Genomic DNA, 21,443 nt, shown 5'->3' on the forward strand with positions numbered 1-21,443 from the left:
GATGATATCGCTTACGGCATCACTGATTGGCTGTTCACAGTTATTACTTCTCTTTTTTCAGTGGTGATCCTTAACAACTCATTTCATCAATGATTTTCAAAAGCTCTATAGCACGATTCCTCCACGAATGTCTCTCAGTAGCTTTCACCATGCCATTATGGGCTATTTTTTCATTATTAGAATGCTTAAGTATTATCTCTGGTAACCTTTCAATTTCTTTTAACGAATATAAAATCAAGTCCTCCCCATCTATAAAAGCTTCCCGCAGTGCAGGTGTCTGATCTGAGACTGCAATACACCCAGCCATCATAGTATCAAGCACCCTCTCTGTAATAGCATCCTTATGCCAGGTCATAACATTTAATGACATCTTTGAATTATCATATATCTCATCAACACCAGATGCCTCTAACGAAGGATGAATCCTCAAGTATGAGTTATCCACAAAAGGAGAGTTTCTCCAGCTATCTCCAAAAACATCTACTGTAATACCATTGTCTATAAGAGTTTTTATAATTTCTTCACGATATATTCTTGCTGCCCCGCGGTCTGCAAGTTTATGTACTTTGGCAAGTTCCTGAACAAACTGCTCATCGCTCACCTTGGCTCCAAGACTAGTCAGTGTCTTTTCAAATGCTACTTCTGTTGTTAAATCCGGCTCCGTTACCAGTAAATCCAAATATCTGTCAATTATCACTTTTGTAGTTTCATCCGCAGAATTAAAACTACTTATCGGCTCTCTCCAATCCAGGAAACTGCCGACAAAAGACAGCGCATACTTTCGTTTCTGAAATGGAATAATGGTCTCTGCCTTTCTACCGCCGGGAGGTAAAAAGAATGCCTTAACGCCTCTATAATAATGATCAATGAATTTCACATAGTTTCTATCTTGAGTAAGGATATAGTAATTCTGTGGAATTCTTTTAACATGTCGATGATAAAACGCCGGGTAATCAGTCCAATAATTAAACTTAGGTCCATAAAAACTGTCAAATATTAGCTCTTTACTATCAGGATATGCACTATAAAAAATATTCTCCATAAAGGCTATTATTGCCTTGTATGACCTTCCAGAATAATCTTCAATGGCTGCGTCTGCCGGATTAAGGTAAATAACCTCTTCCCCAAGTTCTAAAAACGCATCTCTAAGCTGCTCGCTAAAAGACTTTAGAATCCCGTAACATAATGAAACATCTCCTTCAAATAATAATATTGGCAACTTATCTCCCATCACGCCGGTACTCCTTGGATACAACTGTTCCTCTTCATTCTTAGTACTTATTTTTTATAACACTGCCTGATTCTAAATTATTCGTTACTGCGTATCCCACAGGCACAACAACATCATCTCCAATAATCGCCCGATTTACTACCGCTACACCAGCAGGAATAATACAACTATCACCTATCACATCTGCCCCTGATGTGAAAACCCCCGGTGCAATCAGATTATGACTGCCTATGATATTATGATGCCCAATATTTGTCCCATAACTGATAGAATTATTATCTCCAATTCGTGTCAGCGTTCCGATATAACAGCCACTTCCTATAATATTTCCAACACCAATCTGAACACCTCTGCGTATTTCCGCACTCTTGGAGATAGCATTTGTAAAACTCACTCCTCTTTTAGTGTAATCTTCAAATACTTGCCGCCTAAACTTCATCGAACTAAAGTTCGCACCTATAGAAATAATTACACTATCATAAAAATCCGAACCATATTTATCAGGGAAATCTTTTATACCACAATCCAAAACAGTATACTTATAATTTCTTAATTGTTTTACATTGTCATCAACAAGACCAACAATTTCAATGTCAGGATAATCAAGAAGAATATCAATTACAACTTCAGCCCCATATCCAGCGCCAATAATAACTACTCTCTCTCTTTTCAGCTCAAATACCGGCTTCTGCTTCTTCTCTGAAACCAGATTATGATTCGCAGCATAGGTCTCAACATCCTTTTCTTTTACAACCCCACCACCTTTTTCGTCTGCTATTTGAGCTATACTAATTCCAAGTTCGGTCGCAAGCGCAATCGCTTTCTTAGTTGCATTCACTTCCACGATGTTACCCGCCATGGACGCATTATTTCCTGATTTTTTATATGTAGCAAGTTCAGCTTCAGATTCAAATATAATTGCTATTGTATCTCCGCTCTTTCTCTCATCAAAAGGTTTGCATAAAGGCAAAAAATAACCATCTCTTGGGGATACAACATCACTTGTTGCTTTTGTATTTTCCGCTGACAGAACCACCTCACCTGTCCTTACAAATTCACCCTCTGCAAACAATATTTCAGTTACTTTTGCCTTATCATCATTAACATCAATAAGTGGCATCTTAATTTCAGTATAATTCATTTTTCTTTCCTCAGTCTAAAGTAATTTCTCGACAATTTGTTGCATTCAAAAAGGCGTCATCCACTTCTTTGGCAATTCTTTCATTTATCATTTCTACTTCATTGCTATCAATCTTTTTTGCAAGCCATAATATCGGATCGGACTTCATATTATTTTCTTTTTCTTCATCAGACATATATTCCATTGAATCCGATTTTGAGTGACCACACAACCTTGCTGTATGAACATCAATAAAACAGGGCTTTTCTTCATTTCTAACATATGAAAACCCCTTTATAATATCTTGTTCTAAAACATCCGGCAGAGTAGATGTAGTCTCAATATATCTTATATTCAAAGCTTCAACTCTAGCCTTAAAACTTCCAGCTGAATACTCTTGTGTAGGTGTTGACATCGCATATCCATTGTTCTCACAAATGATAAGCAACGGCAATTCATAATTTGATGCAAGATTTAAGGATTCTTGAACGTATCCTTCATTAAAACCGCCATCTCCAGCAAATGCTATCACAATTCCGCTATCACAATTCTTCTTTTTGCCCATTGCAATCCCGCTTGCAACCGTAATCATCCCACCTGTGATTCCATTTGTTATGTAATTACCTATTTTAATATGCTGGCTTCCACCTAATCCATTTACAAATCCATCTTGCTTTCCCATCATTTCACATGCAAGTGAATACATATCGTCAGTATATGCCAATACCTGCCCATGGCATCTATGCGTTCCTGTAATATAATCTGTATCACGATTGATCTGTTCCATTACAAACACAGGAATGATTTCTTGTCCTATACATCCATGCGTTGTCCCTCGCATTTTTCCTAAAGAAAATTCATCTTCGATTCTCTTTTCAAAAAGGCGAATTTTCATACACTTTTCATATAGTCTTGAATAATTCATAAACCAATTCCAACCTTAATTGTGTTTACTAATTCTTCTAAGCCTGGAAGAATTTCTAATTCCGCACTTTGAGCTGCCGGTATAAAACTATCCCTTGCTCCTAATCTGAAAACTTTATTACCATATCTTTCTTGTATAGCAAAGCCAATCTCAGATCCCCATCCGAATGAAGAAACACCCTCTTCCAAAATACACACCGGACCAGAATCCACAGCGCTTACAATTGATTCCACATCAGAAATCAATGTTGGGATTATGATTTCGATATTAATTTCATCTTCATACAGCAGTTTTTCCATTGCCTTTAGCGCCATTTCAGATAATCCCCCATATGTTATCAGGGCTAGTTCAGGTGCATCGTCAACAGGTTGTATCTTAATAATAGGAAATCCCTTTAAGGTGGTCATAACCTTCTTTATCCAAAAAGATCCCCTATCCATCAGCAATTCCCTTGGATAATCCAATTTATTTTCTACAAAAAGCGTAGGGACGCCGCTCTCTATTGAAGTCTGCAACACTTCTCCCGGAGAATACGCAATTGATGGCGCAACAACTTGAATTCCGGGAATACCCATAAACATTTTCTCAAGTGATTGAGAATGCGTAGCACCATAGCCCCTATATGCCCCCGAAGGGCACCTTAGTACAAAATGGATATCCTGTTTATATAGTTCACTAAATTTAGCAGCATGGTTAACCATCTGATCTGCCGCTAAAGTGATAAAATCGCCAAACATAATCTCTACTGAAACGTAACAACCATAAAGAGCCATTCCCACGCCCAAACCAGTAAATCCCTGCTCGCACATGGGGGTACCTATAATATTTGCTGGATATTTGTCTGAAAGTCCCTTAGTAACTTTAAACGCACCTCCATAAGGCTCTTGAATATCTTCGCCAATAAAATATGCATTATGCTCTTTGATAATTCTTTCGATATTTGCCCGTAAATCAGCTAGGTATTTCACCTGTTCCCACCTCTTTCAGATATAGTATTGCAGCCTCCTTAAATGCTTCAGTAAGAGAAGGATGTGGAAAAATACTGTTTGAAATATCATTAGCTGTTTTTCTCATTTCAATCCATTCTTTGCACAGAGATATCATTTCAACAGCATGAGAACAGACTAATTCTGCCCCAACTAATTCACCAGAATGTTGATCAAATATCAGTTTTACATATCCATCATCCGAATTCTCTATAATTGCCATCCCATTGCCTTTTAGAGAATACTTTGCTGCGAAACACTTATCTGGATCAGTCTCTTTCACTCCAACTGAGGCAATTTCTGGATTCATATAAATGCAACTGGGAACCATACCAACCTTTCCATTATGTATTTTTCCTTCCCCCATAACAGAACTCATCACATTCAACGCTGCCATTTCGCCTTGATATTCTGCTGTATAAGCAAGTTGAATTCCGCCACAAACATCACCAGCGGCATATACTTTGGGATTCGAGGTTTTTAGATATTCATCTATTACTATCGCTCCATCCCTGACATTTACTGATAATCCCTGAATCAGCTGATTATCTAAATCAGGTTCCCTTCCTATTGACAGCAGAACTTTATCTGTAAGTATTTCCTCCGTATCTGACCTTATTGGGGAAGTTCGTTTTTGAATTCTGACAATAGTTTCATCATCCTCTTCCTCAATGCCAACTACTTCACAATCTGTGTATATCTTGACACCTTTTTTTCTCAATATTTTTGTAACTGTCTGAGATACTTCTACAGAAAAGCTTTTTTTCAGGATATGATCTTCCCTTTCAATAATGATCGTTGTAGCCCCAAAATCTGCAAGAAATGACGCAAATTCAACTCCTATTATTCCGCCTCCAACTATCACTATTGACTTAGGAATTAAATTACTCTTTACAAACGCTTTATCTGTTGTAAATACGTTGGAATACTCATTTGCAAACACGCTTGGAACTACTGGTTTAGCTCCTGTCGCTATAAGTAAAAATTGGTATTCTAGCCGTTTTTCCTCTCCACTATCATTCTTAACAACAACCATTTTATCGTCGGCCAATATTGCTTTTCCTTGATAGACATCAATGCTATTCTTTTTCAATGCTTGCATAAGTCCATCATGAAGCCCGCTTACACTGCAATTGATTTTTTCTTCAAATACATCCGCTAATTTTTCCCTCGTAAATAACCTTGTATCATTTTTGAAAAAACTATTTCCATTCTTGTATTCCATAATCAGTTGACGATAAGCTTTTGTTGGAATACATCCAACATTTAGGCAAGTCCCTCCTATTTTCTTTGCTTCAATGACTGCTACACTTAACGCCTGACTTGCTTTTAATGCCGCGCTATATCCGGCGATTCCGCCTCCGATTATTATCAAATCATACTTTTCAATTTCACTCATGAATAGGCATCTCCTCACTAATCATTTTGCTAATATCCTTCAAAATGACCACTTCTTCATCCTGAATGCCGTAATATTCTTTTATTTCTGTAAACACATTCCTAATTGACAACATGTTCAAAGGTCGATTCTTAAGTTGCATCTCTATCTTGTCAAAAACATCCGTGCACAATGAATCTGATAGTATCTTCGCAGATTTAATAGTTTGACAATCAGATTCAATATTGAGATTACAGCTTCCCCATTCAAATCTCCTCTTCATACAGAACTTTGTTTCTATTTTTTTCTCATAAATCCACTCTGATGACTTATATTTTTGTACAAATCCTTTCAGTTCAACATTGTCCAGGTATTCTGGTTCAATTATCAAAACATCGATTTTTTCATCTTCACTATGCGTTTTACTCAATAAATATGCCTTTTTGACAAGAGCCTTCTTAACCTCATCGACAGTTAAATTCCTGTTTATATCTGATAAATTGATTACTCTTGATTTTACAGAAGAAATTCCCTTAGACTTGATTTTTTCTACATCAGGATTTAACACTGTTTCCATGCAATCAATATCTGTGTTCACCAACAAACAACCATGTGTATATGAATACCCTTGTCCCATGTAATAGGCTAATCCAGAAACTTTTCTCCCTTTAATTTCTATATCATTTCTTCCATTAGCATAGGCATTAATACCCAAATAATTAAGCACATCAACTACATATTCAATAGTTATTTTCTTATAATCAATATTGTCTTTATAATAAACTGTATAATTAATATTACCTAAATCATGATATACAGCCCCACCACCAGACATTCTACGGACTATATCTATGTTGTTTATTGCTGCATATCTGACATCACATTCGTAATAAGCATTCTGATTTCTTCCTATTACTACTGTTTTTCTGTTTTGCCATATAAATAGAAAAGGATCACTCCCTTCTTTTCCCAGCAAATATTCTTCCAATGCCAAATTACAGGCTGCATCATGACATTCAGAAATGATTACTTCCATTGATTCCGCCTTTTCTTTTTCTTGTCTTTCTTTAATCTATCGCATCATCAATAATCAGTAGAGCTGTCCTTTTATAATATCTAAAACCTCTATACTCCTAACTGCACTCTTACCACATGTAATCGGCGATGTTTTATTTTCTATACAATAACCGAAATGCTTTAGTTCTGCTCTTAATGGTTCAATATTTGGAACAAATACTTTAGTCATCATATTTTCTTTCTTGAACGCAGAACCATTCCCCAATGACTTTAAAACTGTACTTTTCAGAATGCTTATCTTCTTATCAAGCAAATCAACCTTTATAAAAGAATTCTTACAATGAATATCAATCCTTCTAAGCTTATCCTCCGTCGCGCGGCTACTTACGATAGACGCCACTACACCGTTGTCAAATTTAAAAAGCGACTGAACATAATCCATATAATTGTGACTGTATACTCTTGTACCGGCCGATGACAGGCTCACTATTTCATTGTTTGGAAGAATAGCATTCAACAAGATATCAACATCATGTATCATCAGATCATAAACAACATCTGTGTCTTTTATTCTGTTATCCTTTGATGAGCAGCGCTCAATGTTGACTGCAATTATTTCTTCTTTTTGGAGCACTTTCTCCATTTCAATAACAGCACTGTTAAAGCGCTCAACATGTCCAACCATAAGGACTCTATCCAGGTTCTTATACGCCTCCACAATTTCATTGGCATCCTGAGTTGATAATGAAAGTGGTTTCTCAACTAAAAGATGTTTCCCAGCACTCGCAGCTTTAAGCGCTATCTGTTTGTGTAAAGAAGAAGGGGCAGCAATTATTACAGCGTCACACTTATCAATAAGTTCTTCTTCAGATGCTGTTGCAATATCTGAAACTTCTAACGACTTTACTCTACTTTCATCAGGATCGTATACAGCACATAATTCAAATCGGTCATGCATCTCCTTTGTTAAACGGATATGATTTTTGCCCATGTTACCAGTGCCAACTATTCCAACCTTAACCATGACAGTGATTCCTCTTGATTTCTTTTATCTACAAATACTCCACGCTATCCAAAATCAGGTTTAGTACTCTTAATGTGCTTTCATTCGAAAACGCTGTTTTGTTTATCATAGCCATATGCGAAACATTTATCCCATACCCTCTTATCATGTCTGTACATTCATATCCATCCCCAAGACAGCCAATGTAATACATGATATCCGGCTCAATTCCTAACTCATAGTCAAATAAAATTGAATTATTCGATTTATCATATAAGTTAACATATTCAACATCGCTTATATCATTTCCATCATCCTTACAGTCATTTGCGTGATAATCATCATGTTTTCTAACAAAACTTAGATATACTTTATTATCTTCTGAAAGTTCCCTGGCTAATTCCACTGCTTCGTTTTTTTGATCAACATCACATAAAATATGTATAGTATGCTTATTCTTACCATCCAGTATCTGCATTCTATAACTAAAGAAATATTTTTTTATTCTCTCAAATAATTCTTTACCTATATTGTCAATCACAACTATTTCAGCCAGCTTATATAGTGAATTCCAGCTAAAGGAACTCATATTTTTCTCAGTAATCTTATTCTCCCCATATAGAGATAAAAAGACTTCTATCAATCCTTTTCTTTTTGAATCCAATAAATCTGTTTTTCCAAATTTATGTAAAGCAAGTGAAGATAATCCCTTATTTTTCTTATATTCAGTAAAGAATACATTATCCAAGCTATATCTATCTTCAAGGTCCTCCATCATCTCTGTATTATCTGCATTATCAAGCCACATATTAATTGCAATCTGATCACATTCTCCCGCAATAGCAAATGCAGTAATCATAAAAAAAAGTTTATCTGCACAAAATGATGTTTCACTATCATCTTGAACATATATCAATTCTCTAAAAAAACTCCGATAAAAATCATGTTTACTTACATTCTTAAAAAATTGATATTTTACTACATAAAATTCAGAAAAATTCATTAATACACTTTGGAGAGTTGGCCTTGAGATATTAGTAGCGTGCCTTCTATAATAAACTAGTGGCTCCTGAACTACGTATATTGGATATTTCATTACAGTTCTCAACCATAATCTGAAATCACCGATACCGATAAAATATTGATTATAGCCTCCAAGTTCAAAAAATATATCTTTTTTCATAAGAACTGAGCAGGCATTCATACAATTATCAGCAAGTACATATCTATGTAACCAGTCGTATCGTGACCTGTTCGCCTGATGTGAATAATTTGACACAAACCTGTATGATTCGGCTTCATTTTCCCCTTCAAAAATAAGCTCATCCCAGGAAAAACACGCTGCATATTCTTGCTGTTCCTTCATGACATCAATCTCTTTCTGAAGCCTGTCAATTTTCCACTTATCATCAGAAGCTGTCCCCGAAACATATTCACAATCGCTTTGTTTAATTTTTTCCAAAAGAAACCTTTGAGCGCCTACCAGTTTAGTATTCTTCTCGAAATTATAAAAGTGAATTTTTTCGTTTTGGTAAGAGGCCATTATACGTGCAGAATCATCTTCTGAACCATCATTAGCCATCCATAACTCCCAATTGGTATATGTCTGATTTATTATCGATTCAATCGCTTCCGCTACATATTTCTCATGGTTGTAGCAACACATGTAAATTGCCACTTTGCCTTTTTGCATAGCTTTACCTCACACTTCAAAGAAAATCAACATTATCCATAATCCTACAGATTGCATTTAGCTGATTTTTGTCACTAAACCTGCTTTTTGAAATGAGCGCCATCTGAGTAACTCCAAGGCTATAGCCCCTAAGCATATCTGTGCATTCATACTCATCGCCAAGGCAATCCACATAATAAACAACATCCGCATTGATTCCCTGTTCATAACTAAAATACAATGCCTTATTTCTGCTGTCATATATATCAATATAGACAGCGCCACAGTCACAACTCTCTTCTGAAATAACATTAGTATCAAAGTATTCAGTTTTCTTACATACAAAACTGATGTAATACTTATTATCGTCAGCCATTCCTCCGATTATGTCACCTACATAACCTTTTAGCTCAGAATTACATAAAATATGTATTATTTTTTCTTTCTTGTTCTCACTTGCACGCTTTCTATACTCACATATACTTTGACGCATCTTTTTAAAAAGTTTTTCGCCATTCCCACTCGTCTCAACATAAAGGGCAAATCGATAGATTGGATTCCATAAGAAATTACTGATATTCTGCTCATTGATTACATTTTGTTCATACAGAAGCAAAAAATATTCCTCAAAGCCTTTCCATTCATATGAATACCGATCATTTATCCCCAACTGATTTAAAAGAAGCGCTCCTAAACCTGTTTGAGCCTTTAATTCAGTTAATAATGAATTATTAAAGCCATAGCGCTTTTCCAGCAGTCTCATGTATTCCTGATCATCACTTTTATCAAGCCACATCGAAACTGCTATCTGGTTATAAACATTCTCATAGGGCATCGCGGAAATAATAAAAAAAATCTTATCTGCCCAAAAATAATTCTCATTAGCACCTTCACAGTAGATTAGTTCTCTGTAATATGACCTATAAAAATCATGCTTTGAAATTGAATTCAAATTTTTATACTTAATGGAATAAAGCTCAGAATTCATTTGCTGAACTACACCATTTGACCTTTTAGAAAGGTTATCTTTATGCCTTCTGTAATATAGAAGTGGTTCCTGAATAACATATATGGGATACTTTAAAACAATATCAAACCACAGTTTAAAGTCACCGCATCCGATAAAGTATTGATTATAGCCCCCAAATTCAAAAAAAATATCCTTCTTTACCAGCGCTGAGCAGGCATTCATCCAATTATCATATAATGTATAGGTATAAATCCATTCATATCTTGATCTGTTTTGTTGATGAGAATATTCAGTATTCATCCTGAAAGGATCCTGTTCTGTTCCATCTTCAAACAGAATCTCATCCCAAGAAAAACAAGCTCCATATTCCTCATGTTCCGACATTAGCTTTATCTGTTTTTCAAGTTTTTCTGCCTTCCATTTATCATCAGCAGCAATACATGCTATGTACTCACAATCACTCTTTTTAATTTCATTCAAGAGAATCCCTTGTGCCCCCACAAGCTTAGTATTATTCTTCAGATTAAAAAAATGGATCTTCTCGCTCTCGTAGGAAGCCATAATCTGCGCAGAGTCATCTGTTGAACCGTCATTCGCCATCCATAGCTCCCAGTTTGTGTATGCCTGGGATACTATAGATTCTATCGCTTCTGCAACATATTTAGCATGGTTATAACAGCACATATAAATCGCCACTTTACCATTTCCAGTCATTGCTTATCCCTCTTAATACTGTAACCTGCTTTCTACGACAATTTCAGTTTGTTTATCATATTAATACTCATTACAAGCTTTTATTATCTGCCCAACTTCCTCATCAGTAAGCTCCGGGAATATTGGAAGACATACCGTCTGCCCACATATCTTCTCTGCAACTTTAAGACATGTATCACCTGCCCCCAGAGCCTCAAAAGCCCTTTGCTTATGAAGTGGCACAGGATAAAAATTGCCTGCACCAATTCCATTATCATTAAGATATTTGATGAAGCCTTCTTTATCCTCGACAAGCACTGCAAACTGATGAAAGCACGAAACTCTGTCTGCAAATTCAACCGGCGGTACTGTTATTTTTTTATTATCGATTCTTTCTTTATATTTCTTTGCTATAGCAGCTCTTTTATCATTAAATAACTCAAGCATTCCAAGCTTCACATTCAAAACAGCAGCCTGAATGCTATCAAGCCTCGAATTTCCTGCAATAAAATAGTTGTAATATTTACACGGATCATACAAAGGATCTGAAGACTGTTTTTCCATTTCAGCCAGTTCAGGAACTTCTTTCCCGTATAATTTTTCGTAAGCGATAGCAGCTTGCTTTCCTGCAGCATGGGCCTTCAGACACCTGCATATATTTGCCAGTTCATCGCTATTTGTGGTTATCATTCCACCGTCACCAAAGCCACCCAGATTCTTTGTAGGATAAAATGAAAAACACCCCAATGTGCCTAAATTTCCTGCTTTCTTCCCCTTATAGGAAGCCCCGATTGCCTGACATGCATCCTCAATCACAGGAATGCCATATTTTTCACCAATCTTATTTATTTCATCCATATCCGCCGGAGTTCCAAATATATGTACAGGAAGTATGGCTTTCGTTTTACTTGTGATTTTACTTCTAATTGAATCTACATCTACGTTATAGTTTTCATTATTGACATCAGCAAATACCGGCACTGCGCCTATTTGTGCAATTGCTTCCGGCGTTGCAAAAAAAGAAAATGCGCTTGTGATAACTTCATCTCCCGGCTTTATCCCTACTGCCAGCAGCGCTATCCTAAGGGCATCCGTTCCATTTCCACAAGTAATCGCATGTTTAACACCAATATACTCTGCAACAGCTTTTTCAAATTCCTTAACAGCTTTTCCCTCTACATACTGAGTCGACCTCATTACCTCAAGCACAGCTGCTTCTATTTCATTTTCAACAAGCTCATATTGTCTTGATAAATCAAAGAATGGTATTTTCATATTTGTCCCTTTTTAATTCAAATGACTCTTTTGCACAAGAAATAGTATTGGAATACTCTAAGTTCATCTTTATCTTTCACATCAAATTCTCTGGATATTTTTTCAACAAATTCTGCTGGTTCAGAAGCGTTATTATAATTGCGATCTATTTTTTCAACTTCCAGACCAGATCTTCTTAACATTTCAATAGCTGTGTCTTTTGTAAAGAAACGCAAATGTGTTCTGTCTAAAATTCCATCATCACCGTAATCAAACCTACCATCTATTAAAAGAAGTTCGATAACAGTACGATTTCTAATATTTGGCAAACTTACAATAAAATGGCCATTTTGCTTTAAATATGGCATAAATCTCTCAATAGTCTTTTGGGGATCACGCAAGTGTTCAAGAACATCAGCACATATTATGTAGTCAAACTGTCCTTCTTGATATGGAATATCCATTGTCTCAACATCTCCCTGGACTATATCCAGCATCGTTTTTCCAACCTCTGCCACTTCCCTGTCGTACTCAACTCCGCACACCCTTGCATTAGGCCATAAACGCCTTATTCTATTTAATGTATTTCCCATAGCGCAGCCAAGTTCCAATACCCTTATCGGAGTGTTATAATCCTCCTCAATAAATGAAAGCAGTTCATTTCTTGCACGCCCGGAGTATTCTCCGTTAAATCCCCATTCATCTTTAAAAATGAGCTTGTACTCCTCAATTATCTCATCTGAAATGCCATATATTTCCATTCTATCCATAGTCTTAAAAATATACACATTGAATGGGAGCATGACTTCATAACCGGCTTTATGCGCACGTATACAAAAATCTTTATCTTCCAAATAACCTCTTAGATATTTTTCATTCAAAACTCCAATATCATCTATTACTTCTCTTTTTATCAGCATTGCAAAATCAGAAACATAACTAATTTTTTCAAGTGAAGATCTCATCGGGGCATTAACTGTAAGCGCCGCTTTAATTGCCTCATCCAGATCATCACTTCCTGAAGGCATCTTCTGATCACTTATGAATTCATTAGTAATAGCGCCTACAATTCCAATTCTTTTATCTGAATACATTCCCAACATCTGATAGAAGAAAGAATTATCGATGAGAAACGAATCCGCATCCAGTAAAAGAACATCGTTTCCCTCATTACTCATCTTAATTCCCTTATTAGCAGCTTTGGTATAACCAATATTTTCTTCATTAAGCACACATGTGATTCCGCTACATTCTCCAATCCATTGCCTTGTTTCATCTGTAGAACCATTATCCACCACGATTATTTCGCTAACTTCTTTAGGAACAGTATCAAAAATGCTATTTAAACATCGCTTTAATTGTTCTGACTGATCACACGAAACAATAACAAATGAAACCGGCCTAATCTCTGCTCCAACTGAAACTTCATTCTCAATATACTCAATTATCAGATTTCTATCTTCGCTGTTCTCGCAATAATACAAGGCATGATAAAAGCATATAAGGGCCTGTTCTGGGTTAATTCTGGCATAGTATTCCCCTAACATAAGATATAACTCATAATTTTTATGATCACGCAAAAGCCCTATAGTTATCAAATCAAAGGCTTTGTCATACTCGCCATTCTCCATAAACACTGATGCCGCAATAATGCAATATTCAACGTCATCTTTTAGCTTTGCTATCTCATCATGAAGACATTGACTTAATTCTTCATATGCTTCCTTTACCATATTGTTCTGAAGATAATTCTTAACTTTCTCCTTGATACTATCCATATGACACCTTTCCTCTAAAAAACGATAACCCAATCTGACATACTATCAGCGTTTCGAAATTGACCCTGGTTCAGTAAATGAAATCCGAATAATTATCAACAAAAATCCTGCGATTCTCTTCATATCCGTCCCAGTTTATTCCTTTGAAATCATGCATACACCAGGCCATTTTCTGTCTCGGAATAATTATTTCATACCCCCGCTTTCTAAATTCCATAGACTGGGAAGCATCATAGAAATGCCATCCCTTAAAAATATCTTCTCGCCACAAAATATCATTTTGCGTAACAATCATAAATCCATCAGTTAATGCTGCAGAAAAATCGTTGCCATAATCAACACATTCGTTGAAAGTCTCTGCCACACCATCCTCACCCGTCTCAACATGAATCACCGCACCGTATCGTTCTGATTGCCACATAACTCCACTTTCAGGCACATTTACCGTTCCCATCATTCCTATCATTCCAGCTTTAGGATGCCGTTCAAACACATCAATTACATCAAAAATAAAAAATGGATTAAGTATTCTTACATCCTGATGCATATAAACTTTATATTTTGCTGAAGATGATCTCATCGCCTCGTTATAGCCGGTACACATAGACTGCGCCTCGGTAATTTTGATAAATTCAACTTCTATTCCTTCCGGAATCCACAGCCTGTCAATCCAGGCTTTCATTTCATCATATTCATAATCGTTGTTGCAGCATGTAATAAAGCAAAACCTTTCCGTGGAATTGTCTTTTTCACATAAGCTTTTTTCCAGATCAAGACACATCTCATCTATCACTTCCTGCGGACGAAAAAATCTATCCTGAGCCGGAATGTTATAGCAGATTCGTTTATAAACGTACAAAGGATCAAGCGAGTATTGTGCAACATACCTTTTAAGCTCGTCATTAGTAATGCCCATATGCAAAGTCCATTCCAAAACAGCATCCGGGCTTTCATCTGACCACCATTCCAGTCTTTGTATTTTCTTTTTCAAAATGTCTTGTTCTAACAAATCATTCACCTTAAATCACTTTTGCACAAACAACATACTGAAAAGTATCAAACTGCTCTTTGTCAGCCACTTCCTCAATTGCTAATAACTTGTCAAAAAAAGCATTGTAACTATCCGTATTATCTGTAAGGCTCTTTAATGAGGACATTTCTACTATTTCGTATCCTCTCTCTTCAAACAGTTTCTTTACTTCCTTCTTGGTAAAAAATCTCAAATGAGTTCTGTCAAGCACTCCTGAATCCTGATATTCAAAATTCCCACGTAGAAGATCATAAATAACTTTAGCATTCATAATATTGGGGATACTTGCAATTATGCAGCCATCACTTTTCAGATTCTTCTTTAATCTATCGACCAACGAATATGGATCAACTAAATGTTCTAAAACATCCGCAAATACGATATAGTCGTATTTCTCGTCTTCGCCAAAGGAATACGTCTCAATATTTCCACATTCCATATTCATATAATTTGATGCCATTTCGGCGACATTCTCCACAAGTTCAATCCCTTTTATATTTGCATGAGGGTAAAGATATTTGATTCTTGCAAGTGTTGAACCTAGTCCGGCTCCTACCTCAAGAATATCAAGCACTGCCTCATTGTCCTCCCGTATCATTTTAATGGGTTCTCTTCTCATGTTTAGATAATAATCAGCATAAAAGCCCCATTTATCCTGAATTTTCTCTTTGTCTCTATCCTGATAGGGAGTATTTTTCTTTAGCATACTTTCCCTGATAAATCTGTATACAAATGAATTCCAGCACACATAATTTTTATATCCATTGGAAATAACCTTAAGACCAATGTCTGTATATTGTCCCCTGTCAGATAGTAACGAATCATCCAACGGAAAAACCTTGTCTTTGACTTCATTCTTAATTAACAAACATGCGCCATCAATAACGCACTTGCTTTCATAAGGAAACTCAGATGGTATATTATTTACCGCAGAAAACTCAAATGCTTCCTTCGGATTTTGTATTGTTCTTTCCTCTGGCATCTGATAGAAAAAGGCACAATTAGAAACAGCACTGCAAGCACCAACATCATTTTTATCATATAAGGCCATACGAAGTGAAAATAAAGCATTTGGCATCATCATAACGTCACTGCTAAGCAACAAAATATCGTTTTGTTCATTCAGAGACTTAATACTCTCATTGATTATTTCAGCTCTTTTTTCAAAATCACTAACATCTATACATAGCAAATCATAACATTGCTCAAAACATGTAGTTCTTATGCTATCAATGCACCTTTCTAAAAAATCTTTCCCTTCATAATAAATGACAACAATAGATGTTTTATTAACAGAAGGCTTTTCTTTCTCATTAAAATCGTCAATTATAGCTTCTATCGCCTGTACATCCTCATCAGGTCCGTGTTTTTTAGCGTAATACAATGCATTTTCATAGGAAAGCAGTGCTTTATTACTGTTATCAGTTCTATAGAAATTACCAAGTAGCAGGTACAATTCATAGTTATGATAATTAAATCGCAGTCCTGTCTGAATCAGGTCAAAAAGACTATTTCTGTCATTAAAATACTCAAGTATCGTTGCTCCTATGATGCATAGATTCTCGTCAAGCTCATGAGTTTTGGTATATTCAATAAAAAGATCCAGGGCCTCATTCCACGATTCTCTTTGCACTGCTGATAAAATGTGCTCCATTTGCTTCTCTCCATGCGGCATTTAATCATACGTCATCAATGATTTCTAAGATTTGCCTGAATCTATTTTCCCAATCATCATATCTTTTTGCAGTATCGTAACCATTCTGAGCAACATTAGCTGCCATCTTAGGATTATCCAGCAAAAATTTCACATCTGCTGCCATCTGCTCGGGATTATTCAGGTCGAAGAACACAATATTATTTCCATCTAGATATCTCTGCTCAAGATATTCTGATCTATCGCTAACGCACAATGCTCCATTTAACATACTGTCAAAATTCTTTTCACTGCATCCTTTTTTGAACCAAGGTATAAAACACAGAGAAATCTTTGCATCTGATACCTTCTCCAATACTTCTCTTGAGGAAACTCTATTATGAATCTTGATATTTGATGAAAATATAACAACATCATCTCGCCATCCATCACCAAAAATATCAACAGACACTCCAAGCTTATCAAGTGCCGCCATTGCTCTTAACTTAAACTGCCTCCTGACATATCGCTCAATCGGAAGATACGCTTCCTGGATTATACTTAATCTGTGCTCTTTATTGATATTTTTATCGTCTCCAATATATTCCTTAATTGTTTCCTCTACAGTAAGTCTGTCGTTTTCGAGCAATCTTTTAATACAATAGCCAAATAAATCTTTACTCGCCTCTATGCTCAGATACGGTAACTGGTAAAAGCCATTTACTTCATGACAATTCCCCATATATATGACATCAATAGTCCTTTCATCATATGGAATTCGTCCTGCTAATTCTGTACCTCCATTTGGAACAAACCATATATTATGTATAAGCGGATAAAACTCCCGAACAAAATCAACATGATTTTTATCCAAACATATCACATCTGTAGTGCACGGTGGATTCAGTAAAATATCGCCAAAATAGCTTGGATGATCCACAATAAAATCAAAAAATGGAATTCCATATCTATTCCATATGTTTTGAGATAAAATCGTCACATCAATTCCAACATTATTAAATGAAAAAGCAACGCATTCACCACCCTCAATAAAATGTAACAGTTGTTCCTCATAGTCCAGGATATTCTTAGTATCAACTACTATGTATTCAGCGCAAATGCGTCTAAGATAGTCAGTCATTCTCTCAGTAAAAAAATCAAGTGTTTCCACTTCACCTTTCAAGATGATCAGACGTTTCATTTTCTATCTCCTAAATCATAGATGGTAGTGTCAAATCTGATTTCACCCAACAACTGTCCTTATCATTTCCATAACTCTAAGAGTAATAGTATGTTTGCTACAAACCTCCTCATAACCACTCTTAGCAATTTTTATACGTTCTTCATCATGCTCAAGATAATACGTAATTTTTTCTTTCATCTCGCACCGACTTGAATACGTTTCCAAATGAACACCGGGTATAAAATAATCCGTTATCTCACTCTGATCATTTGTCAAAAGAAATCCTCTACACGCAAGGACATCCCAAATCCGCTGTGGAAGTCCGGTCTGAATTCCTCTCATTGTCATATTCAGGTTAATTTTGCTATTTCTAAATATCACAGGCATTTCGGTATAAGACTTTGCCACTCCATGTACTCTGACATTTTTAGATAATTCTTTTGTAGTGCTCCCTGTAAAAAGATGAACAGAAAAACCTTTAATAGTATCTGCAAGGTCATTTAATATATCTATTCTTTCTAAAAACGCCATATGCGAAGCAATATAGTCATTTATTACCACATATGAGTCCATGTCTATTACTCCATCCTCATATTTGATAAAACTATCTGATGCATCTCTTATCACGTTAATATCTTCAGACTTAAGATCCGATGCTATTTTTTCTAACCCACTGGCTGTTTTATTAAACTGTTCTCTGATAATATCCTCATAATGTTTCCTTGATTTCTCATCAAGTTTCAAATCCAAAAATGGATCTTTTTCATTGTATAAAGAACCCACAAAAGAAATATCGTACTTATCTTCATAAGAATCGCCTAGAAGCACTGCCACTCTCTCACACGGTGCTCCAAGAGGCAGATAAAATACCCCTCCGGGATTCTCATTTTTTACTGACAGATACTGCTGTCTGTCGAACAAGAATACTCTGTTCATTTTATTTCTGATTGAGGGATGATATATCTGATAAACAGGGCAATCCACTGATTCTGCCAGATAAAACACCCCAAGTCTCTCGCACAAAATAGACAGAAAAGGGAAAAAATTAATTGAAAAAATAAACAATGGCCTGTTATCAGAGATCATATTTCCAAGTCTTGTCATCTTTTCACTGACGCTCATTTTCTGGTCAAAACCATCCATATCCTCTCTGACGTCTATCCCAAGCCTTGAAAAAGCATCAATATAATCCGGTTCACATATACTGTTATAACGATAAAAAATAATATTCATAAAATGCATTATCCATTTGAATACTCTGCCAAATACTTTTTTCTATAAATATCATAGCTATAAAGATTCATTATTCCGGCATCATGAGCTGTCCACGGCACTTCCTGCTCCGGCACCACAATTCGATATCCGTTTTTTATATACTCAGTGCTTTGCGAAATGTCATAAAAATCCCACCCATCAAATACATCTTCACGCCATCTCACTCTTTTGTTAGTAGCCATGAGTAGCCCATCAATTGCCACAACATCACGTACTTTGGGAGTCTTATTCATTCTATTTTCAGGAAAAGAAATCCCATCTTGATGCAATTCATACAATTTGCCATATCGAATCCCATGCCACATGACTGCATCAGGCGGAAGTTTTGGACTTCCTACAACTCCCATCATTCCAATCTCAGGATTTGACGCAAAAATATTGATAATATCAAATAAAAAATATGGATTGAGAATGCGTACATCCTGATGAATATATATCAAAATGTCCGCATCTGTTTCCGCCATAGCTTCGTTATAGCCGGAAGTCGCACTTTTTGCATCATACACAGCTAGTGTATCAATGCTGCATCCATCAGGAACAATCAATCGTTTAATGTAGTAAAGGCATTCGCTATAAATAAAATCATCATTCACACAGGACACAAAACAGATCTTTTTATTATAATCAGTCTCATATTCTGCTATATGTGTTTCTAATACCTCTTCTACTTTGCTTTCTACATTTTCTTTATATTCAAAGTTCTTAATAACATAGCTTCTGATAATTTCTGCTTCAGTGATACAACCTGAGACATTATATAAATCCGCAAGTTTTATTCCAACTTGATACTTGTCACCTATTTCAAGTTCCTTAAGCATTTGTACCACAAAAAAGAAAGACAATCCCGTTTCGATAAACTGCATAAATAAATCAACAATATCCTTATACGGGCACAGGAGCTGTATTCTCCTGAATAAATGCAACATCTTCGTGCAATATCTTACATAATCGTCAATATTTCCAATTTTGTCATAAACTGTTTCTGTAAATCCTGACTCTCTCTCTATCTTATAAATGATGCATGATGTCTTAAAAGTCTTAAAATCAGAAAAAAGATATGATAATTTATCAAAATTTGAATCTGTCACAATCTTGCATATTTCATCAAAAGCCTCTATATTTCCCATGGCCAATAGAGCATCAATTTGATTTCTGATCATCTTATGCTCATTTTCATCTTCATTTCTGTGACTATTAAATAATCCAAATTCCCTATCTGTATCTTCCTGGAGGTGAATGGCTCCATCTGCAGTATAATTCCCATACTCATCACAATATTTAGTTATGTCGATTGATGGTATAAAAATCATGATACAGCCTTTCTTTCCAATCTTAGCTAATACTCTATGAAAAGTATTTCACAAACGCTTTTACATCCTTTTCAAACTTTTCTTTTTCACCATGAATCATAATGCGATAGCTTTCAAATTCCTCTTGATGTTCCTTGAAATTATCACATATTTCATGCAGCAATTTACCAACATCATTCATCTCTTGTGAAGGACATTTAAACTTATATTTTCCCGGTATTGGCACATCCTCATCATTTGCTGCTGCGCCTTTTTTGTTTGTAATAACACAACATCCGTTTGCAGCCGCTTCTCTTGGAATTCTATCTTTTCCCGGATGTTCTCCAAAATCCACATACACCTTACTACTCTGCATTATCAGAACCATTCGGGGAACATCCAATCCCTTTAGTGGAATCCACTTAAGCCAGTTCTGGCTCTCTATAAAAGGTTTTATCTCCTCATATCCTTTTGCCGGATTGTAAAGGGCGATGTTCTGCCTTAACTCTGCAGGATATAAAAATTTGCCATGTGCTTCATTTATATAATCTGACAAATACATTCCTCTTGCCTGAGGTGCCTTACTTTCAACATAATTCTGCGCATAAACAGATTGAAAAAGATGTAAATCCACATTCTCTTTAATAAAACCAAAGTTATTTTCATGGGTAGAGTCGATATAATTGTCAACGCTCATCCACCATAACGCTTTGCGAGCTTTTTTCACATAAGGCATGCTAAGTGTCAAAGCTTCCGGAAACACCACTATGCTATCTTCCGTATCCAGTTCACTAAAATCCGTAGTATGACTTGTCTTATAGATTTCATATGCAACAGGGGCATCCGCATCAACACATAGTGCCTTATCAAATGGAGCCCCGCAATCTACATAACACATCTTCGCAGGAACGTTTGTTAATTCATTTATAGCATTGCACATCTGATGTGCCAGTTCAGCACCTCCGCTTTGTCTACACATGGGTGCAAGAATAAATACCTTCATAGC

Annotated in this window: 17 protein-coding genes; all 17 read right to left on the reverse strand. The window is 35.9% G+C overall.

Features of this window, described 5'->3' with window-relative positions; genetic code table 11:
• Positions 1 to 70 precede the first annotated feature (70 nt).
• Positions 71 to 1,231 (reverse strand): glycosyltransferase family protein, encoded by a 1,161-nt coding sequence (locus BM086_RS05400; protein WP_092324570.1) that lies wholly within the window; start codon positions 1,229 to 1,231, stop codon positions 71 to 73.
• Positions 1,232 to 1,271: 40 nt separating this feature from the next.
• Complete coding sequence (locus BM086_RS05405) at positions 1,272 to 2,372, reverse strand: PglD-related sugar-binding protein (RefSeq protein ID WP_092324573.1); 1,101 nt, start codon at positions 2,370 to 2,372, stop codon at positions 1,272 to 1,274.
• Positions 2,373 to 2,382: 10 nt separating this feature from the next.
• A complete protein-coding gene (locus BM086_RS05410; protein WP_175560117.1) occupies positions 2,383 to 3,246 on the reverse strand; it encodes a thiamine pyrophosphate-dependent dehydrogenase E1 component subunit alpha in 864 nt (287 codons plus the stop codon).
• A 26-nt stretch (positions 3,247 to 3,272) separates the two neighbouring features.
• Positions 3,273 to 4,244, reverse strand: a complete 972-nt coding sequence (locus BM086_RS05415; RefSeq protein ID WP_092324579.1) for a transketolase C-terminal domain-containing protein — start codon at positions 4,242 to 4,244, stop codon at positions 3,273 to 3,275.
• Positions 4,228 to 5,661: a dihydrolipoyl dehydrogenase family protein gene (locus BM086_RS05420; protein WP_092324582.1), complete on the reverse strand. Its 1,434-nt coding sequence runs from the start codon at positions 5,659 to 5,661 to the stop codon at positions 4,228 to 4,230. Before BM086_RS05420 ends, BM086_RS05415 begins: the two co-directional genes overlap by 17 nt.
• Positions 5,654 to 6,676, reverse strand: a complete 1,023-nt coding sequence (locus BM086_RS05425) for a lipoate--protein ligase (RefSeq protein ID WP_092324584.1) — start codon at positions 6,674 to 6,676, stop codon at positions 5,654 to 5,656. The genes BM086_RS05420 and BM086_RS05425 overlap by 8 nt, the downstream gene beginning before the upstream one ends.
• A 54-nt stretch (positions 6,677 to 6,730) precedes the next feature.
• A complete protein-coding gene (locus tag BM086_RS05430) occupies positions 6,731 to 7,681 on the reverse strand; it encodes a Gfo/Idh/MocA family protein (RefSeq protein WP_092324587.1) in 951 nt (316 codons plus the stop codon).
• Positions 7,682 to 7,709: 28 nt separating this feature from the next.
• Entirely contained in the window at positions 7,710 to 9,353 is a 1,644-nt protein-coding gene (locus BM086_RS05435; protein WP_092324589.1) for a glycosyltransferase family 2 protein, read from the reverse strand.
• 16 nt (positions 9,354 to 9,369) lie between these two features.
• Complete coding sequence (locus BM086_RS05440; RefSeq protein WP_092324592.1) at positions 9,370 to 11,016, reverse strand: glycosyltransferase family 2 protein; 1,647 nt, start codon at positions 11,014 to 11,016, stop codon at positions 9,370 to 9,372.
• Positions 11,017 to 11,076: 60 nt separating this feature from the next.
• A complete protein-coding gene (locus BM086_RS05445) occupies positions 11,077 to 12,270 on the reverse strand; it encodes a DegT/DnrJ/EryC1/StrS family aminotransferase (protein ID WP_092324594.1) in 1,194 nt (397 codons plus the stop codon).
• 17 nt (positions 12,271 to 12,287) lie between these two features.
• Positions 12,288 to 14,027: a bifunctional glycosyltransferase/class I SAM-dependent methyltransferase gene (locus BM086_RS05450; RefSeq protein WP_092324597.1), complete on the reverse strand. Its 1,740-nt coding sequence runs from the start codon at positions 14,025 to 14,027 to the stop codon at positions 12,288 to 12,290.
• A gap of 70 nt (positions 14,028 to 14,097) precedes the next feature.
• Positions 14,098 to 15,036, reverse strand: coding sequence for a glycosyltransferase family protein (locus tag BM086_RS05455; RefSeq protein ID WP_141107701.1), 939 nt, complete (start codon positions 15,034 to 15,036; stop codon positions 14,098 to 14,100).
• A 10-nt stretch (positions 15,037 to 15,046) separates the two neighbouring features.
• Complete coding sequence (locus BM086_RS05460) at positions 15,047 to 16,711, reverse strand: bifunctional glycosyltransferase/class I SAM-dependent methyltransferase (protein WP_175560118.1); 1,665 nt, start codon at positions 16,709 to 16,711, stop codon at positions 15,047 to 15,049.
• Between the two features lie 25 nt (positions 16,712 to 16,736).
• Positions 16,737 to 17,891 (reverse strand): glycosyltransferase family protein, encoded by a 1,155-nt coding sequence (locus BM086_RS05465; RefSeq protein ID WP_092324606.1) that lies wholly within the window; start codon positions 17,889 to 17,891, stop codon positions 16,737 to 16,739.
• Positions 17,892 to 17,933: 42 nt separating this feature from the next.
• On the reverse strand, positions 17,934 to 19,106 hold the full coding sequence (locus BM086_RS05470) for a glycosyltransferase family protein (protein ID WP_175560119.1): 1,173 nt from the start codon (positions 19,104 to 19,106) through the stop codon (positions 17,934 to 17,936).
• 8 nt (positions 19,107 to 19,114) lie between these two features.
• The gene (locus BM086_RS05475; RefSeq protein WP_092324612.1) at positions 19,115 to 20,458 is read right to left on the reverse strand and encodes a glycosyltransferase family protein; all 1,344 of its coding nucleotides are present in this window, start codon (positions 20,456 to 20,458) and stop codon (positions 19,115 to 19,117) included.
• A gap of 34 nt (positions 20,459 to 20,492) precedes the next feature.
• Entirely contained in the window at positions 20,493 to 21,440 is a 948-nt protein-coding gene (locus BM086_RS05480) for a hypothetical protein (RefSeq protein ID WP_092324615.1), read from the reverse strand.
• Between the last annotated feature and the right edge of the window lie 3 nt (positions 21,441 to 21,443).

Origin of the sequence: Butyrivibrio sp. YAB3001 (assembly GCF_900112195.1) — a bacterium.
Classification (GTDB): Bacteria; Bacillota; Clostridia; order Lachnospirales; family Lachnospiraceae; genus Butyrivibrio.

Coding starts and splice junctions, on each gene's coding strand:
- BM086_RS05465 (WP_092324606.1), bottom strand. CDS start 17,891: ATGAAACGTCTGATCATCTTGAAAGGTGAAGTGGAAACACTTGATTTT.
- BM086_RS05430 (WP_092324587.1), bottom strand. CDS start 7,681: ATGGTTAAGGTTGGAATAGTTGGCACTGGTAACATGGGCAAAAATCAT.
- BM086_RS05460 (WP_175560118.1), bottom strand. CDS start 16,711: ATGGAGCACATTTTATCAGCAGTGCAAAGAGAATCGTGGAATGAGGCC.
- BM086_RS05445 (WP_092324594.1), bottom strand. CDS start 12,270: ATGAAAATACCATTCTTTGATTTATCAAGACAATATGAGCTTGTTGAA.
- BM086_RS05450 (WP_092324597.1), bottom strand. CDS start 14,027: ATGGATAGTATCAAGGAGAAAGTTAAGAATTATCTTCAGAACAATATG.
- BM086_RS05420 (WP_092324582.1), bottom strand. CDS start 5,661: ATGAGTGAAATTGAAAAGTATGATTTGATAATAATCGGAGGCGGAATC.
- BM086_RS05425 (WP_092324584.1), bottom strand. CDS start 6,676: ATGGAAGTAATCATTTCTGAATGTCATGATGCAGCCTGTAATTTGGCA.
- BM086_RS05440 (WP_092324592.1), bottom strand. CDS start 11,016: ATGACTGGAAATGGTAAAGTGGCGATTTATATGTGCTGTTATAACCAT.
- BM086_RS05480 (WP_092324615.1), bottom strand. CDS start 21,440: ATGAAGGTATTTATTCTTGCACCCATGTGTAGACAAAGCGGAGGTGCT.
- BM086_RS05405 (WP_092324573.1), bottom strand. CDS start 2,372: ATGAATTATACTGAAATTAAGATGCCACTTATTGATGTTAATGATGAT.
- BM086_RS05475 (WP_092324612.1), bottom strand. CDS start 20,458: ATGATTTTTATACCATCAATCGACATAACTAAATATTGTGATGAGTAT.
- BM086_RS05470 (WP_175560119.1), bottom strand. CDS start 19,106: ATGAATATTATTTTTTATCGTTATAACAGTATATGTGAACCGGATTAT.
- BM086_RS05400 (WP_092324570.1), bottom strand. CDS start 1,231: ATGGGAGATAAGTTGCCAATATTATTATTTGAAGGAGATGTTTCATTA.
- BM086_RS05435 (WP_092324589.1), bottom strand. CDS start 9,353: ATGCAAAAAGGCAAAGTGGCAATTTACATGTGTTGCTACAACCATGAG.
- BM086_RS05410 (WP_175560117.1), bottom strand. CDS start 3,246: ATGAAAATTCGCCTTTTTGAAAAGAGAATCGAAGATGAATTTTCTTTA.